The sequence below is a fragment of the Mesorhizobium neociceri genome (genome assembly GCF_013520985.1).
In the GTDB taxonomy this organism is placed as follows: Bacteria; Pseudomonadota; Alphaproteobacteria; order Rhizobiales; family Rhizobiaceae; genus Mesorhizobium; species Mesorhizobium neociceri.
This window is the reverse complement of sequence record NZ_JACDTY010000015.1, coordinates 41,576-54,805: the sequence shown is the minus strand read 5'-3', so window position 1 is coordinate 54,805 and position 13,230 is coordinate 41,576. Positions and strand designations below refer to the sequence as shown.

At 63.4% G+C, this 13,230-nt stretch carries 14 protein-coding genes; 11 read left to right on the top strand and 3 right to left on the bottom strand.

What is annotated here, in order from left to right:
- Positions 1-185: 185 nt before the first annotated feature.
- The 6 genes from H0241_RS25335 to H0241_RS25310 all read left to right on the top strand — a co-directional run bounded on the left by H0241_RS25335 (position 186) and on the right by H0241_RS25310 (position 4,676).
- Positions 186-443 (top strand): hypothetical protein, encoded by a 258-nt coding sequence (locus H0241_RS25335; protein ID WP_181060572.1) that lies wholly within the window; start codon positions 186-188, stop codon positions 441-443.
- 63 nt (positions 444-506) lie between these two features.
- On the top strand, positions 507-1,307 hold the full coding sequence (locus H0241_RS25330; RefSeq protein WP_181060571.1) for a COG4705 family protein: 801 nt from the start codon (positions 507-509) through the stop codon (positions 1,305-1,307).
- 32 nt (positions 1,308-1,339) lie between these two features.
- Entirely contained in the window at positions 1,340-1,924 is a 585-nt protein-coding gene (locus H0241_RS25325; protein WP_235984468.1) for a tyrosine-protein phosphatase, read from the top strand.
- 135 nt (positions 1,925-2,059) lie between these two features.
- Positions 2,060-2,737, top strand: a complete 678-nt coding sequence (locus H0241_RS25320) for a winged helix-turn-helix domain-containing protein (protein ID WP_181060570.1) — start codon at positions 2,060-2,062, stop codon at positions 2,735-2,737.
- Positions 2,738-2,794: 57 nt separating this feature from the next.
- Positions 2,795-3,175, top strand: a complete 381-nt coding sequence (locus H0241_RS25315; RefSeq protein ID WP_181060569.1) for a YkvA family protein — start codon at positions 2,795-2,797, stop codon at positions 3,173-3,175.
- Positions 3,176-3,293: 118 nt separating this feature from the next.
- On the top strand, positions 3,294-4,676 hold the full coding sequence (locus H0241_RS25310) for a HAMP domain-containing sensor histidine kinase (RefSeq protein WP_181060568.1): 1,383 nt from the start codon (positions 3,294-3,296) through the stop codon (positions 4,674-4,676).
- A gap of 71 nt (positions 4,677-4,747) precedes the next feature.
- Here H0241_RS25310 and H0241_RS25305 read toward each other — a convergent pair whose 3' ends face one another.
- Together H0241_RS25305 and H0241_RS25300 are read right to left on the bottom strand one after the other, a co-directional pair.
- Positions 4,748-5,623, bottom strand: coding sequence for an NmrA family NAD(P)-binding protein (locus H0241_RS25305; RefSeq protein ID WP_181060567.1), 876 nt, complete (start codon positions 5,621-5,623; stop codon positions 4,748-4,750).
- Positions 5,624-5,660: 37 nt separating this feature from the next.
- Positions 5,661-6,941: a serine hydrolase domain-containing protein gene (locus tag H0241_RS25300; protein ID WP_181060566.1), complete on the bottom strand. Its 1,281-nt coding sequence runs from the start codon at positions 6,939-6,941 to the stop codon at positions 5,661-5,663.
- Between the two features lie 184 nt (positions 6,942-7,125).
- Between H0241_RS25300 and H0241_RS25295 the strand changes: the two genes are divergently transcribed.
- Complete coding sequence (locus tag H0241_RS25295) at positions 7,126-8,028, top strand: LysR family transcriptional regulator (RefSeq protein ID WP_181060565.1); 903 nt, start codon at positions 7,126-7,128, stop codon at positions 8,026-8,028.
- 16 nt (positions 8,029-8,044) lie between these two features.
- Here H0241_RS25295 and H0241_RS25290 read toward each other — a convergent pair whose 3' ends face one another.
- Positions 8,045-8,917, bottom strand: coding sequence for a helix-turn-helix domain-containing protein (locus H0241_RS25290; protein ID WP_181060564.1), 873 nt, complete (start codon positions 8,915-8,917; stop codon positions 8,045-8,047).
- A gap of 106 nt (positions 8,918-9,023) precedes the next feature.
- Here H0241_RS25290 and H0241_RS25285 point away from each other — a divergent pair, with 106 nt between their 5' ends.
- The 4 genes from H0241_RS25285 to H0241_RS25270 all read left to right on the top strand — a co-directional run bounded on the left by H0241_RS25285 (position 9,024) and on the right by H0241_RS25270 (position 13,206).
- Positions 9,024-10,292, top strand: coding sequence for an extracellular solute-binding protein (locus tag H0241_RS25285; RefSeq protein ID WP_181060563.1), 1,269 nt, complete (start codon positions 9,024-9,026; stop codon positions 10,290-10,292).
- Positions 10,293-10,407: 115 nt separating this feature from the next.
- Complete coding sequence (locus H0241_RS25280) at positions 10,408-11,268, top strand: carbohydrate ABC transporter permease (RefSeq protein ID WP_181060562.1); 861 nt, start codon at positions 10,408-10,410, stop codon at positions 11,266-11,268.
- A gap of 13 nt (positions 11,269-11,281) precedes the next feature.
- On the top strand, positions 11,282-12,118 hold the full coding sequence (locus H0241_RS25275) for a carbohydrate ABC transporter permease (protein WP_181060561.1): 837 nt from the start codon (positions 11,282-11,284) through the stop codon (positions 12,116-12,118).
- A gap of 8 nt (positions 12,119-12,126) precedes the next feature.
- Complete coding sequence (locus tag H0241_RS25270; RefSeq protein ID WP_181060560.1) at positions 12,127-13,206, top strand: ABC transporter ATP-binding protein; 1,080 nt, start codon at positions 12,127-12,129, stop codon at positions 13,204-13,206.
- Positions 13,207-13,230 lie beyond the last annotated feature (24 nt).

The following is a 13,230-nucleotide window of genomic DNA, read 5'->3' as shown; positions in this document are numbered from 1 at the left end:
CATCCACTAGCGCTTCCGTGCGGCGATTGCGAGGCGAACGGCGGGGATTTCGGCCATTCTTACGAATTTGTAAGCGGGCGGACAGATGGCGGCGAGGTCGCCTGCCTATGGTCCTTGTGCCGGCCGACATGCCGGAGATCGTTTCTCCATCGCCGGGACATCCGCGCAACACAGGAATATCCAAGATGAAAAAGCTGGCTCTCGCTTTCGCGCTCGGTGCAATTGCCATCGCCAACCCGGTCCTTTCAGCCGCTGCCGCGCCGGCGCCTTGCGAAGACGCCCTCAAGGCCCTGCGCGCGGCGGAAGCCTCAGTGGCGCTGAGCGCCGCGGACAAGACCAAAGTGTCCGATCTCGAGGCCAAAGGCGTCGAGCGCTGCAATGCCGACGACGACAAGCGCGCCGACGACTTGTTCGCCCAGGCCATGAAGATCATGGGCAAGTAACGCCAAGCCTCGCTGCACATGCCGGGCGCGGGCCATCCCCGCCGAAACGACAAGGATACCATCATGCTCTCGTCAACAAGCACAGCATCCGCCGCCCTGGCATCGCCCAACAGGGTCCCTGAGGTCACCGTCGAATTCTGGCTGATCAAGCTCTTGGCGGTAACCATGGGCGAGACGGCGGCCGACTATCTCTCAGTCAATCTCGGCCTTGGCCTGCCGCTGACGTCGCTGATCATGACCGGCATTCTGGTCGTCGCGCTGGCTTTGCAGTTTGCACAGAAACGCTATGTGCCATGGGCCTACTGGCTGGCGGTGGTGCTGATCAGCGTCGTCGGCACACTGGTTACCGACAATCTGGTCGACAATTTCGGCGTGCGCCTGGAAACCGCCACCATCGCCTTCACGGTGGTGCTCACTGCGACGTTCGCGGTCTGGTATGCCAGCGAAAGGACGCTTTCGATCCATACGATCGTTTCCACCAGACGCGAGATCTTCTACTGGCTGGCGATCCTGTTCACGTTCTCGCTCGGCACCGCGGCCGGCGACCTGGTCGCCGAGACATTCGACATGGGCTACCTCACCACCGGCATGTTGTTCGGCGCGGTCATCGCGCTCATCGCCATCGGCTATTTCGCCTTCGGCCTTAACGCGATCCTCGCTTTCTGGCTGGCCTACATCCTGACGCGACCGCTTGGCGCTTCGTTCGGCGATTTGCTGTCACAACCGGGAGAATATGGCGGGCTCGGCTTCGGCACCACCTTCACCAGTGTGATCTTTCTCGGCTGCATTGCCGCTCTTGTCCTCTATATGACGCTGAAGAGGAGCGGCGACGATGACGACCGCATCCTGATTGAATCGGAGTAAGCTTTGAGAGCCGCACCACGGAAAGCGAGACCATGGCCGATTTGAACACACCACGACGCAGGTCGATGCGGATCTGGCTGGCGTCGCTGGTCGCTGTCGTTGCGGTTGCCGGCGGCGCGCTCGCGGCAACCCACCTCAACAACAATTTCCACACCATTGTCGCGGGCGAGGCCTATCGCTCGGCCCAGCCGAGCGCAGACGAGATCCGCGCCTACCGCGACAAATATCACATTGCCACAATCGTCAATCTGCGAGGCGCGGGTCCGGGACAGGCCTGGTACGACGAGGAAGTGAAGGCTGCCAACGAGCTTGGCATCCGCCATATCGACTTCCCGATGAACGCCCGCACCGAACTGACGCAGCAGCAATCGCTGGCGCTGATCGCCGTGCTGCAATCGGCGCCCAAACCGGTGCTGATCCATTGCAAGGAGGGATCGGACCGCACCGGCCTTGCCTCGGCGCTTTACCTCGCAGCTTTGGCCGGGGCGGACGAGTCGGTATCGGAGGCGCAGCTGTCGGTCCGCTATGGCCATATCGGCATTCCGCTCATCGGCCCCTATGAAATGGATCGGAGCTTCGAGACCATGGAGCCGCTGCTCGGCTTTTTCGGCTCGTGACGCCTCACAATCCGGCATCGCGAGGCGGAACCGACTATTCCAGGAAAAAGTGTGAAACCGCTTTTCGGCCGGAATTGCGCCAAAACAGGGCGTTAGAGGCTCGCCGGGGGCGGTCAACCAGCGATCGGAACAACGATGCGACTTCTGCTTGTCGAGGATGACCCCCGGACCGCCGACTATGTCGTCAGGGGCCTGAGCGAGGCAGGCCATATCTGCGACCTGCTGCGCGATGGCCGTGACGGGCTGTTTGCCGCAACCCGCGATGCCTATGACGTGATCGTCGCCGACCGCATGCTGCCCGGCCTCGACGGCCTGTCGATGATCAAGGCGGTACGGGCCGCTGGCGTCCGCACGCCGGCGATCTTTTTGACCTCGGTCGGCGGTGTCGACGACCGCGTCGAGGGGCTCGAGGCCGGTGGCGACGATTATCTGGTAAAACCCTTCGCCTTTTCCGAACTGCTCGCCCGCATCAATGCGCTCGGCCGCAGGCCGGCGGCGCAGGAGCAGAAAACAACACTGCGCATCGGCGATCTCGAAATGGACCTGATCCTGCGCCGCGTCACCAGGCAGGGCCAGGCCATCGACCTGCAGCCCCGCGAATTCAGCCTGCTCGAAGTGCTGATGCGCGGCGAAGGCCGTGTCATCACCCGCACCATGCTTCTGGAGCGGGTCTGGGATTTCCATTTCGACCCCAAGACCAGCGTCGTCGAAACCCATATCAGCCGGCTGCGGGCCAAGATCGACAGGCCGTTCGAAACCGCGTTGATCCACACCGTGCGCAACACCGGCTACAGCTTGCACGCGTCGAGTTGAATGGACCATGCTCGATCGCATCTCGCACGTCCGACTGGCTGTCCGTATATAAGCGAAATGTCGATGCTGGACTCTGCAAAGCGATGGGCGCGCGGCATCAAGCGCGACACGGTGGCATTGTGGCTTGCCGCCCGCGATCCCCGTGTGCCTTGGTATGCAAAGGCCGCTGCCGGGGCGGTTGCAGCCTATGCTCTCAGCCCTATCGACCTCATTCCTGATTTTATCCCGGTCATCGGCTATCTGGATGATCTGCTGATCGTCCCGCTCGGCATCATGCTTGCGGTCAAGCTGGTGCCAGCCGATCTCATGCAGGAATTCCGCGATGCGGCCACGCGCCGCGACAGGCCGGTTGGCAAGGCCGGACTGGTCTTCATGATTGCAGTCTGGATATTGGCGGCACTGGCGCTGTTATGGCTGTTCTGGCCGAAGTCCGCCTAGAGCCGGATGATTTCAGGTCGTATCGACCTGAAATCTGAATCCGGCTCTAAATCAAAGGGATAGAGCATGATGTCGCCCGAAAACCGCGTCACACTTTTCGGCATCACGCTCTAGCGCGATGAAGGAAACAAGCGCCAGCCTGCTGCGCAGCACGCCGTTCCGGCTGGCACTCACCTTCGCCTTGCTGTTCGTGCTCGCCTTCATCCTGTCCGGCGCCATCGTCTACCAGCTGATGAGCGCCGATCTTGCCGAGCAGCTGGACCAGTCGGTCAGGGAAACCTATTCGGTCGTCGCGGTGACCTATGCCGAGAACGACCAGGAGGATCTGGTCTCGGCGGTCGACAGCCATGCCGCGCTCAGCCCCAGCAAGGAACAGCTGTTCTCGCTGACCGATGCCGCCGGCAATCATCTGGCCGGGAATTTCACCGCCGCCGATTTGCCCGACGGCTTTTCGGATTTCGCAGTTTCCCTGCCGGGCGTGCCGCCCGGCACCATGTACCGTGCCTGGTCCGGCTCGGTCGGCTCCGACAGCCTGACCGTCGCCTTCTCGCTGTCCGAGATCAAGGAGCTGGAGAGCATCGTTTTGATGAGCTTCGGCTGGGCAACCCTGATCATCTCGGGGCTCGCGGTGGCCGGCGGCGCCTTGCTGGCGTCGCGCGTGCAGCGCCGCCTCGACGGCATCGCCGCCACCATGGATGATGTCTCAAACGGCCGGCTCGATGCCCGCATTCCCCTGCTCGGCAATGGCGACGACATTGATGGCGTGTCCTCACAGGTCAACGCCGCACTCGAACGGCTGGCAGCGCTGGTCGACGGCATGCGCCAGGTCAGCGCCGACATCGCGCATGATCTGAAGACGCCACTGAACCGGCTGCAAATGATTCTGGAGGCGGCCGCCGACAAGACCGCGCGGGGCGAGGCCGTATCCGACGAGTTGACGGAGGCGCGCACGGAAAGCCTGCAGATCAACGAGACCTTCGATGCGCTGTTGCGCATTGCCCAGATCGAGGCCGGCGCCCGCAAGGCGCGCTTCGTCGATCTCGACCTCAACGGCGTCGTCGAAGCCATTGCCGAGATCTATGCCGGCGTTGCCGAGGATGACGGCAAGTCGCTGTCGGCAGACATTGTCCAGAGCGCGCCATGCCTGGTTCATGGCGATCGCGATTTGCTGACGCAACTGTTTGCCAATCTGGTCGAAAACGCCCTGCGCCATTGCCCCGATGGCACGCTCATCAAGCTGATGGTAAGCCGGCAAGGCGATCGCATTGTTGCCGAGATCGCCGACAACGGTCCCGGCATCCCGACCGAGGAGCGCGAAAAAGTGTTCCAGCGGCTCTACCGGCTGGACACGAGCCGCACCACGCCCGGCAGCGGACTCGGCCTCAGCCTGGTGCGGGCCATCGCCGACCTGCATGGCGCTTCCGTCGTGCTTGAGGACCGGCGTCCCGGCCTGGCGGTGGTTGTCGGTTTCCCTGTTGCAGCAAAGGCTTCGCCGGCCTGAGGCCGATTTGGGTACCGGGCTGAACTTATCCATAGCAGTGCAGAGAGTCGTCGACAGCAGCCGTGATCATGTCAGGCGGCTGCGTTGCCCCTGCTCGCCAGTTCGGCGATGACGTCGTCGAGCGTCGTCATCCCTTTGACCGCCGACCGACCGTGCTCGCTGAACTCGATCCATCCTTCGTTGAAGCCGTCGAGCATGCGCATCCGGGGCGATGGATTTCGCGTTCCCTGGGTGCGAAAAATCTGCTCCCAGCTCTCGCGGGGCACCGTCTCGACCCGGACCGTGCGCTCCAGCGCGGTGGCAAAGGCGCGGGCGATATCGTTTGGCGACACGCGCGCGGGCCCCTCCAGCTCGACGACCCGCGTCCCGCTCCACTCCTCCTGGAGAAGCATGGCCGCCAGCCGCCCGACATCTTGCGTCGCCACCATCGCGACCGGTTTGTCCGCCGGCTGCAGGAAGCTGTACAGCACGCCTTCGTCGCGCGCCGAGGCAACGTCCCAGAGCGCGTTCTCCATGAACCAGGCGGGCCTCAGCAAGGTGACCGGAAGCCCAATCTCCCGCAGCGACTGTTCCAGCAGCGTGCGCTGGGTCAGCAGGTTTTCGTGCGGCGCATCCGCGCCGATGGTCGACAGGCAGACAATCTTGCCGGGGCGGGCCTTGGCCAGAGCCGCCGTCACGGCCGCGATGACACGCCTGGCCTCGGGAAAGCCGGGTTCCGGGTCGAACTCGGAGGGCGGCAGGATGAAGACACCCGCGGCACCGCTGAAGGCCGACGTCAGGCTTGCCGCATCGTCCATCTCGGCGAGTGCGATGTCGCAGCCCCGGTCTCGCCACTCATTCGTCTTGGCCGCGTCGCGCAGAACGGCGCGGACGGGCAGGCCCTTGGCGAGCAGGCTGCGCGCAAGCACGCCGCCGACCTTGCCGGTTATACCGGTGATTGCATACATGATGGGTCTCCAGAAGGTTTGTGTTTGTCGTCTGGGCTCAGGCGAGCCCGGCATAGAGGCGGCGCTCGAATTCCCCGTACAGCCCGACGACCCGCTCGTCGTAGAAGGGCAGGACCTGGGTGAAGAGCGCGCCGGTAACGTGCTTGACCGGGTCGAGCCAGAAGTAGCAGTTGAGCAGGCCGGCCCAGGAGATGCTGCCGGCGGAGCGTCCGTTCGGTCCGGGCTGCATATTGATGTCGAAGGACAGGCCCCATTTGTGCTCCTGTCCCGGGAACTGGTCGAAGTTGCGGGAATAGGCGGGCTGCGCCGAGTGCATCTCCTGGACGTTGAGCTCGCCGATCTGGTTCCGCATCATCATGGCGACCGTCTCCGGCCGCAGGATGCGGACGCCATGCAGCGCGCCGCCGTTGAGCAGCGCTTGCAGGAAGGCCATGTAGTCGCGCGGCGTCGAGAAGGCGCCGCCACCGCCCATGAAGAACTCCGGCCGTTGCGGCATCTCGAAAGGCGCCGGCTCGAGCCCGCCATCGGCACGGCGACTGTGAAAGGTGGCGACACGCCGCTTCTGCCCGCTGCCGATCAGAAAGCCTGAATCCTTCATGCCGAGCGGGGCGAAGATGTTCTCGCGGAAATAGATCTCGAGCGACTGGTCCGACACCGCCTCGACCAGCTTGCCGACCCAATCCATGCTGATGCCGTATTCCCACCGCTCGCCGGGCTCAAACTCGAGCGGCGCCGTAAAGGCGGCGTTCCTGCAGGTCGCGATATCAGGCATTCCAGCCACCTTCTCGTAGCGGGTCAGCGCCTCGCTCCAGACCGAGTAGGTGTAGCCGGAGGTGTGCGTCAGCAGATGCCGAACCTTGATCGCCCGCTTGGCCGGCCGCAAACGCGGCGTTCCATCGTCGGCGAAACCTTCGAGGACCTGCGGGTTGGCCAGTTCAGGCAGGTATTTCGGCGCGTCGTCGTCCAGGTGCAGGCGGCCCTGCTCGATCAGCTGCATGCAGGCCGTCGCGGTGAAGGCCTTGGTCATCGACAGCAGCCAGAACACCGTGTCCAGCGTCATCGGCGTGCCCGTCGCGACGTCGGCCTTGCCGAACGCGCCTTCGTAGACCACGCCCTTCGACGTCGCTGCGACAGCGATGACACCGGCCACGTCGTTTCGTGCAACGCCTTCGCGCAAGGCGGCATCGATCGCCTTGAATCGCGCCGGCGGGCCGCCTGAAATTGTCTTGGCCAAGGCAGGGCTGACCGCATCGAGAGCCAGGATGGCTCCCAGCATTCCGCCGCGCTGAAGCATGGTTCTGCGTGTGAGGTCGTTCATTGCTGGCTCCTTTCCGGATCGAAGCAAATACGGCTTGCTCGGTCCGCTCGCGGTGACGCCGCCGTTGTAAGCCGCACTCATGTGTGATTCACGCGCATTAAAGTCAGTGCTATAGTGACTCAAATTCACTGCTCGCCATCGCCGGAAGGGGCAGGCCGGCAACCGGGGGGCGAAGGGAGATCGAATGGCTTTCGACACGCGGCTGCTAACCGGCGTCGGCGTCCTGGCAGCGGTGACCGAGGCCGGGAATTTCGCCCGCGCCGCCGAGATGCTCGGCCTGACGCCGTCGGCGGTCAGCCGGGCCGTCGCGCGTTTGGAGGCGCGGGTCGGCGTGCGGCTGTTCGACCGCAATCCACGCGGGGTCAGCCTCACCGAGGAAGGACGCCGCTTCCACGCTCAGGTGATGCCGCTTCTTGCCGGCCTGGATGAGGCGGCCGCCGAGGCCGCGGGCGCCGCGGCGATCGTACGAGGCCGGCTGCGAGTCTCGGTGGACCCATGGTTCGCGCGCATGGTGCTGGCGCCGAGGCTGCAGCAGTTCCTGGCCCGCTACCCCTTGCTTTCGGTCGATTTCTTCACCAGCAACTACCGTGAGGAGATGATGGCTGGCATCGATGTGGCGGTGCGCTTCGGCCCGCCCGATGCGTCATCTCTCATCGTGCGCAAGCTGCTGGAGACCCGTGTCCTGACGGTTGCCGCGCCGGCCTATCTCGAAAAGCACGGCGAACCGCAATCGCCGCACGACCTCGTTCACCACGAAACAATCCTCTTCCGGGATCCGCAGACCGGCCTGCCGTTTGCCTGGGAGTTCCAGCGCGGCACAGAGGTCAGCGAAGTCAAAGTCTCCAGCCGCCTGGTCATGGATGACCCTTCGGCGGCGATGGCCGCCTGCCTGGCCGGTCAGGGCATCTTCCAGAGCCTCGCGATCGGCCTGGCGCCCTTGCTGTCGCGAGGCGAGCTTGTGCAGATCCTGCCGGAATGGTCGGAAGAACGCTTTCCGCTTTATGCCTATCATCCCTCGCGCCACCTGCCGCCGGCCAAGGTCCGGGCGCTTCTGGACTTTATCCAGGAGATTGCAGCCCTGGCATGATTCCGGGGTGATTTCGCTATCTGACGCCCACCGCACCCCGGCGAAAATCCGACGGCGACATGCCGGCGAGCTTGCGGAAGGATTTGTTGAAAGCACTGAGCGAACCGAAGCCTGAATCCATGGCGACGCGCAGCACATTGGCGTCTTCATGCATCAGCAGTGCCTGCGCGTAGCTCAACCGCAACAGGTTCATATACTCATTGAGCGTCATGCCGGTCGACTTCTTGAAGATGCTCATGGCGTATTTCGGATGGATGTCGGCGGCCGCGGCGATGTCGACGCAGTCGATCTCGTAGAGGAAATTCTCGGCGATGAAGTCGCACATGCGCCCGACATTGCGCAGCGATTGCTGGTCGAACGGGCCGCCGGTTTCCTGGCCGATGGCGGTTTCCGGCACCAGCCGGTAGGGCTCGAACCGCACCCGCTCCAGCCGCAGCAACAGCTCGTTCACGCCATGCTCGGTTATCGCCGGATCGCCGGAGCGGAAGTAGCGGTTCCAACGCTCGAAATTGTGATGATCCGCCGGGTCGGTGGCCGATGTCACCAGCGTTGCGCCCGTCATCAGCCGGTGGCGGATGTCCGTCGGCAGATGCAGACGGAAGAAATGCACCAGCGGCAGATGCGCGCCGGCATAGATGGCGTCGTCGGAGAGATCGTCCATCTGGTGCGGCAGGCCACCCCAGAACAGGCACATGTCGCCGGCGGTCAGCGAAATCTCATGCTCGTTCATGCGGTAGTGCACGCTGCCGCGGACGATGAAATTGACCTCGACCTGGGCATGCCAATGCGGCTTCAGCATCACCAGCGGATGGTTGTGAAACATCTGCAAGGCCATCGGCAGGCCTTCGACGCTGCTGGCGCCAGGCTGGTAAAACGGCCGTTCAGGCATCTTACTTTCCGCCCATCTTTTATTCCCGTTGTCGGGGACAAGCCTTCCGCGCCGCCTAGTCTAGCCATGCTCGCGAAGAGAGAGCAAATGAAATGGGAGGATTTCAATGCGCACGACACTGACCTGTGCCGCGCTGGCGCTTGCCTTGGGCTCCGGCCCGGCCTTGGCGCAGTCTGGCGAAATCACGATCTGGAGCTGGAACATCGCCGCTTCGTCGCTGAAGGCGACGGTCGCCGGCTTCAACAAGCAATATCCCGACGTCAAGGTCACCGTTCAGGACCTCGGCAACCAGCCGACCTATGACAAGTCGATCGCCGGCTGTGCTGCCGGCGGCGTCGGCCTGCCGGATATCGTCTCGGTCGAGAATGGCGAGGCCGAGAACTATTGGACCCAGTTCCCCGACTGTTTCGTCGACCTGCACACGCTGGGCTATACCGCCGACGACGCGAAAAAATTCCCCGATTTCAAGCGCACCGAGCTGGAAGTCGGCGACAAGGCCTATGCCATGCCGTGGGATTCCGGCCCGGTCGCCGCCTTCTACCGCCGCGACTTCTACGAGAAAGCCGGCGTCGATCCGGCCTCGATCAAGACCTGGGACGATTTCATCGCCGCCGGCAAGAAGATCCAGGCCGCCAATCCCGGCGTCACCATGACCAATGCCGATTTCAACGGCGACACCGAATTCTTCCGCATGATCTCCAACGAGCAGGGCTGCGGCTATTTCGCCGAGGACGGGCAGTCGATCACCGTCAACCAGCCGAAATGCGTCGATACGCTGACCAAGATCAAGGACATGAAGGACGCCGGCATCATCTCGTCGGCCGACTGGGGCACCAAGATCACCAACAACACCGCCGGCACCGTCGCCACCCAGGTCTATGGCGGTTGGTATGAGGGCACCATCCGCACCGAATCGGCCGGCGAAAACGGCAAATGGGGCGTCTATCTGATGCCTTCGCTCACCGCCGACGGCCCGCGCGCCGCCAATCTCGGCGGTTCGTCGCTGGCCATCACCTCGGCCTCGAAAAACAAGGAAGCCGCCTACGCCTATCTGAAATACACGCTGGAGACCAACGAAGGCCAGATCACCATGCTGAAGGATTTCGGCCTGGTGCCGTCGCTGATCTCGGCGCTCGACGATCCCTATGTCTCGCAAGGCCTGCCCTATTGGGGCGGCCAGGCGGTGTGGAAGGACATCCTCGCCACGCTGCCCAAAGTGGTGCCGAGCCGCGGCACGCAGTTCCAGAGCGATGCCGAAATCATCATGCGGGCGGTGCAGACCAAATATCTCGGCGGCGGTTATCCCGACGCCAAGGCCGCCCTCGACGACGCCGCCAGCCAGATCGCCTCGGCGACCGGCTTGCCGGTCAAGTAAGCGATCATCTTCCCTTCTCCCCGTCACTATACGGGGAGAAGGTGCCGGCAGGCGGATGAGGGGCAGCGCCGTTCTCGACAGATAACGGCGCAAGACAACAAAGGGAGGAGGAACCATGCGCTACCAGAACGCCACCGCGTATCGCTTCCTCACGCCCTACCTGCTGATCTTCGCCATCTTCTGGGTGTGGCCGATCATCTCCTCGTTCATGATCTCCTTCCAGGCAACGCGCACCGTGCCGTGGCGGTTTGCCCCCACCTTCAACTGGGGTCGCCTGATCGGCGATCCCGCTTTCTTCAACGCGCTGAAGAACACGCTGCTCATCCTCGTCATCCAGGTGCCGGTGATGATCTCGCTGGCCATCGTCATGGCGGTGCTGCTGAACTCGCCGCTGCTTAAAGTCCGCGGTCTCTACCGCTTTGCCTTCTTTGCCCCGGTCGTGGTCGGCGAAGTCGCCTACTCCGCGGTGTTCCGGCTGATGTTCAATCTCGATTTCGGCATCATCAACAAGCTGCTCGCCAGCGTCGGCCTGGCCAAGATCGACTGGTTCTCCAACGTCACCCCGGCCATGGCGCTGATCATGATCGCGGTGACCTGGCGCTGGGCCGGCTACAACGCCATCATCCTGCTCGCCGGCCTGCAGTCGATCCCCGAGGACGTCTATGAGGCAGCGACGCTCGACCGCGTCAGCAAGGTCAAGCAATTCTTCTACATCACCCTGCCGCTGCTCAAGCCCGTCATCGTCTTTTGCGCCGTGCTGTCGATCATCGGCACCATGCAATTGTTCACCGAGCCGTTCCTGATCACCGAGCGCGGCGGGCCGGGCGGCGGCACCGAGACGCTCGGCCTTTTGCTCTACCGCCAGGGCTTTCGCTCGCTCAATTTCGGCTACGCCTCGGCCGTCGCCTACACCATGGCGGGCCTGGCCATCGCCATCACGCTGGTGCAGCTGTGGCTGACAAGAGAGCCGAAATGAGAGGGGAGCCGAAATGAGTTCGCTGTCGCAACGCCGGCTCGGCCGAAGCGTCCTGCTGCATCTGTTCCTGACGCCACTGGCGGTGATCTGGCTGTTTCCGCTGTGGATGATGGTGGTGTTTTCGACCATGCCCGACAACGGCATTTTCAGCCCCGGCATCGAGCTTCTGCCGCACGGCAATTTCGTCGACAATTTCAACAATCTGCAGCGCGACACCAATTTCGTCGGCGCCATCGGCATTTCGGTGGCGGTGGCGGTGACCTACACCTTCTTCTCGGTGCTGCTGACCTCGATGGCCGGCTGGGCGCTGGCCCGCTACCAGTTCTTCGGCAAGGGCGCGGTGGTGGCGATCATCCTCGGCACCATCACGCTGCCCTATGCGGTGGTGCTGATCCCGCAATTCATCATGGTGGCGCGCGACTTCCAGCTCGCCAACACCTGGGTGGCGCTGATCGTGCCGCCTTTGTTCAATTCGCTCGGCGTCCTGTTCATGCGCCAGGCCTTCTCGATGATGCCGCACGATCTGTTCGACGCGGCCCGCGTCGAGGGCGTCAAGGAATGGCGTATCTTCCTGTTCGTCGCTTTGCCCTTGGCGCGACCCATGCTGGCGGCACTCGCCATCATCCTGTTCCTCGCCTCATGGAACAATTACCTCTGGCCGCTTTTGATCAACAGCCAGCCCGGCGCGATGACGGCACCGGTGGCGCTCGGCACGCTGATCGGCCTGACCAAGGTGTCGTGGGGCGGCATCATGGCCGGCGCCGTCATGCTGACCGTGCCGATGCTCGTCGTCTTCGTGCTGCTGCAGCGTCATTTCATCGCCGGCATTGCCGCCGGCGCGGTCAAATAGGGAAGAGCATGGCGGCAGTCACCCTCACCAACGTCCTCAAGCGCTTCGGCTCTTATGAGATCATCCACGGCGCCAACATCGATATCGCCGATGGCGAGTTCGTCGTCTTCGTCGGCCCTTCCGGCTGCGGCAAGTCGACATTGCTGCGGATGATTGCCGGGCTGGAGGATATCAGCGGCGGCGAGATCGCCATTGCCAGCAAGGTGATGAACGATGTCGAGCCGGCCGAGCGCGGCATCGCCATGGTGTTCCAGTCCTACGCGCTCTATCCGCACATGAGCGTGGAGCAGAATCTGAGCTTTGGCCTGAGGATGACCGGCAACCCCAAGCAGGACACCGAGCGGCGGGTGAAACGGGCCTCCGAAATCCTTCGCATCAGCGAGCTGATGGCGCGGCGGCCGAAGCAATTGTCGGGCGGCCAGCGCCAGCGCGTCGCCATCGGCCGCGCCATCGTGCGCGAACCACAAGTGTTCCTGTTCGACGAGCCGCTGAGCAATCTCGACGCCGAACTCAGGGTCCAGATGCGGGTCGAGATCTCGCGCCTGCACAAGGAGCTCGGCACGACGATGATCTACGTCACCCACGACCAGACCGAAGCGATGACCTTAGCCGACCGCATCGTGGTGCTGCGCGGCGGCCATGTCGAGCAGATCGGCCGGCCACTCGACCTCTACGACAATCCCGACAACCAGTTCGTCGCCGGCTTCGTCGGCTCGCCGAAGATGAATTTCATCAAAGGCCGCGTCGTCGGGCGCAACACGAGGAGCGTCACCGTCGAACTGGTGGGCGAGGAAAAGACCCGCATCATGCAGCCGCTGGCCGGCGCCGTGCCGGAAACCGGAGCCAAGGTCATTGTCGGCGTGCGGCCCGAACATTTCGGCAATGGCGGTGAAGGCGATGCCGACCTCACCGTCGGCATCGACGTGGTCGAGCATCTCGGCGGCACCAGCTTCATCTATGCCCGGACCGCCCATGGCGAGGACCTGGTGATCCAGCGCGATGCGGCGAAGGTCCCCGACACCTCGGAGATCACCGTGTCCATCCGCAAATCCTATCTGTTCGACGAAAACGGCCAGCGGCTGCGCTGACCCCTTCCAGCCTCCCAAGGAGAA